Source organism: Rhodococcus sp. EPR-147 (assembly GCF_001647185.1).
In the GTDB taxonomy this organism is placed as follows: Bacteria; Actinomycetota; Actinomycetes; order Mycobacteriales; family Mycobacteriaceae; genus Rhodococcoides.
Genome location: NZ_LVCU01000173.1, coordinates 1 through 3437, shown reverse-complemented (window position 1 = coordinate 3437; position 3437 = coordinate 1). Strand labels below are relative to the sequence as shown.

General features: G+C 65.3%; 4 protein-coding genes. All 4 read left to right on the top strand.

Annotated elements, in window-relative coordinates; genetic code table 11:
• Positions 1-793, top strand: a 793-nt coding sequence (locus A2J02_RS08890; RefSeq protein WP_068049389.1) for a GDP-mannose 4,6-dehydratase, incomplete at its 5' end; no start/stop codon positions are given.
• Positions 790-1395 carry an acyltransferase gene (locus A2J02_RS08885; protein WP_068049388.1) on the top strand — a complete coding sequence of 202 codons (606 nt, stop codon included), beginning with the start codon at positions 790-792 and terminating at the stop codon, positions 1393-1395. The genes A2J02_RS08890 and A2J02_RS08885, both read left to right, overlap by 4 nt.
• A complete protein-coding gene (locus A2J02_RS08880) occupies positions 1395-2465 on the top strand; it encodes a glycosyltransferase (protein WP_231893776.1) in 1071 nt (356 codons plus the stop codon). Before A2J02_RS08885 ends, A2J02_RS08880 begins: the two co-directional genes overlap by 1 nt.
• A partial coding sequence (locus A2J02_RS08875) for a hypothetical protein (RefSeq protein WP_068049391.1) occupies positions 2462-3437 on the top strand: 976 nt, incomplete at its 3' end. The genes A2J02_RS08880 and A2J02_RS08875, both read left to right, overlap by 4 nt.

The window sequence follows — 3437 nt, the reverse complement described above, 5'->3', positions numbered from 1 at the left end:
AGCCGCCACGGCACTGATCACCGAAACCGACCCCGACTACGTCTTCCACCTCGCCGGGATCTCCTCGGTCTGGCGATCGTGGAACGACCCGGTACTGACCACCAGGGTCAACGGCGTCTCCGCAGCAGCCTTGCTCGATGCCTGCTTCACCCACCAGGAGGCGTCGGGAAAGCGGATCGTGATGGTCAACGCTTCGAGTGCCGAGATCTTCGCCGGATCCGGTGTCTCGCTGCAGAGCGAGGCGACGCGCATCGCCCCCACATCGCCCTACGGTGCGTCGAAGGCGCTCAGTCATCACATGGTCGATGTCTATCGATCACGCGGGCTCGAGGCCACCAATGCCATTCTCTACAACCACGAATCACCGCGGCGACCGGAATCCTTCGTCACCCGGAAGATCAGCAAGGCCGCGGTCGCCATCTCGCGAGGGAACCAGACCATGCTCGAACTGGGAAACCTCACCGCGGTGCGCGATTGGGGCTGGGCCCCGGACTACGTGGACGCGATGGCGGCCATGGCCGAGTACGGCAAGGGTGACGACTTCGTGATCGCCACCGGACAGGCCCACAGCGTCGCGGACTTCGTGTCCACCGCCTTCGCGGCGGTGGGCATCGACAATTGGCGTGACTACGTGCGCAGCGATTCCGAGATGCTCAGACCGACCGATTCGGCCAGAATGGTCGGCGACGCCTCCAAGGCCCGCACCCTGCTGGGCTGGGAACCGACGAAGACTTTCGATCAGGTGGTCCGGGCAATGATCGAGTTCGACATGACGGAGGAGATTGCAGCATGACAGCGGTGGAGAAGACCGAGAACGCGATCTACGACGTCTCGAACTACAAGATGCAGGACATCACGTTCAAGCGAAAGTTGCGCAACCGCATCGGCACACTCGGCTTCAACATGATCGTCACCTACGTTCCGTCACACTGGATTCGGCAGAACTTCCTGCGCGCCTTCGGTGCCACGATCGGCAAGGACACCTCGATCTTCCGCGGCACCACCATCCTCGATCCCGAGGGGCTCACCATCGGTGACGCCTGCGCCATCGGGTTCCGGTGCATGCTCGACGCCCGCGGCGGAATCACCATCGGCAGCAACGTCGTCATCGCCAGCGATACCCACATCATCGGCGGCTACCACGATCACAACTCTCCCGAGTTCACCCCGATCCTCGAACCCTGCGTCATCGGCGACTACGTCTGGATCGCCAGTCGCAGCACCGTTCTCAGTGGCGTGACGCTCGGCCGCGGTGCCGTCGTCGGTGGTTGCTCGATGGTGCGCGCCGATGTCGGCGAACTCGAAGTGGGCGCCGGTGTGCCCGCGAAAGTGCGAGCGATGCGCGATCCCAAGGCACTCGCCTACCGCCCCAAGTATCGGCCGCTGTTCTACTGATGATCCTGCGTGACTGCCGACTCGTCTACGTCGCCCCCCGATCCGGAGTGGGCGGCGTGGGCGACTATGCCGACGACTTCGCCGACGCCGTGCGGCCACACTTCGCCGAGGTGATCGAGTATCGCCACGAGGGGCCCGGATCGCATTCGGCGCGCGATATTCTGCGCCACCGCAGAGCGATTCAAGACTTGGTCGACGCCGACCCGGGCCGCGTTATCGTGCACTGCGAACTCAGCGGCGGCTCGGTGATGCCGTTCTGGGCAACCGCCCGACTCACCGGCGACCCGGTGGTGACCGCGACGGTGCACGACCCGCCCGGACTGGTCTGGTGGCCCGCCCGAACCAAATTCCTCGCGGGCAAGAAGGTGCTCAACCACGGCCTGCACTATCCACTTCGGTCGGGATGGCGGGCACTCGAACGCCGGATAGCCGGTACCCGAACGCTGTTCGCTCTGACCCGCTCCGGTGCCGACTCCCTCGCGCGTGCGTATCCCGACGCCACCGCCAAGGCCAGTGCTCTCTTCGTTCCCGCGCGCCCTGATATAGAGGCTGCCGAGGAGCGGCCGCTGGCGGTCGGCCTCTTCGGATTGGTCTATCGCGGCAAGGGTTTCGACCAGATCCAGCAACTTCGTGACAGCCTGCCCCGCGACATCGCGATCCGCATCGCCGGCCGGGGAACCGAATTGCTCGACCCCGTCGACGGAGTGGAGATCCTCGGCGAGGTGAACGGACCGGACGAGGACGCCTTCTTCGCGTCCATCCGCGCACTGGTCCTGCCCTACGGCAAACGGAGCATCTACGGAGATGCATTCCCCGCATCGTCGGTGGTGACGCGAGCGATCGCGTATCAGACTCCGGTGACGTGCTTGAAGGTCGGCGCTCTCGCCGAGTCCGACAGCGGAGCCCTGGTGGTCGACGGTGGTGTCGCCGAACTCGCCGACGCCACCGCGGACCTCATCACCGATCCCATTGCGCTGGGCAAACTTCGACGCGAGGTCGAGGCACTTCGCATCTCCCACACCGCAGAACTTGTAGTCGAGGACTTCGTCTCCGTGTGGGCGGCGCAATGAACGCCAATCTGCTCAAGGCCGGGGTCGCTGCCCTGTGGACCTACGGCGGCCGCGGCATCGGCCTGTTGTGGACCATCGCGCTGATCGCCAAGTTGGGGATCTCCGACTACGGCCAGTACGCGATGGCCTTCGCCCTCGCCGCGATCATCGCAGCACCACTCGATCACCCCTTCACCGTGCGCTCTATCCGCGTGAGCGAACGAGAGTTCCTGGGCGAGCGCACCACTCGCGTGCTCGTCGGTGCCGTACTCATCGTCGGCGGCCTGTTCCTGGTTCAGGTCAACTACATCGCCTGGTTCGCCCTGGTGATCGGCGGCGGCGAGCTGGTGTTCAATGCCTACAAGAGCAGGGCGCTGCGCGACGGTCGCCCCGACCTCACCCAGCGATGGGACACCACCCGTCAAGCCACGTCCATCGCGCTCGCGACGGCCTACCTCTTCGCCGTGCCCGACGCCACGCTGACCGTTGCCAGCCTGCTCTATGCCGCACCGTATTTCGTCATCGCCGTGCTGGCCGCGGTACGGACGCGCGTCGCAGCGCCGCGCATCCCCGGATCCTGGCGCGAGATCTCGATGCTGTTCTCGGAGAACCTCGCCAACGCGGTCTACATCCAGGGCGACGTGCTGCTGCTCGGCTTCCTCACCGACTCCACCATCGCCGGCTACTACTCCGTCGCAGCAGTGACAGCCTGGGCGGTGGCCTTCATCGGCCAGGCCTTCGGCAATACCTTCCACGAGAAGCTGCGCGCAGCAGACGGACTCGTCAGCGCTGGACCGGCCCTGAAGCACACCGCGGTTCTCGGCTGCGCCGCCGGCTCTCTGCTGCTGATGGCCGGGCTCCTACTCTTCTTCACCCCGGCATCCCCGCAGATCGCGGGTGCACTGGTGGTGATGTCGCTGTTCGTGGTGATGCGAGTGATGAACCACGTGTTCACCACGGTGCTCTACCTGCAGCACCGCGACCGCACCCGAG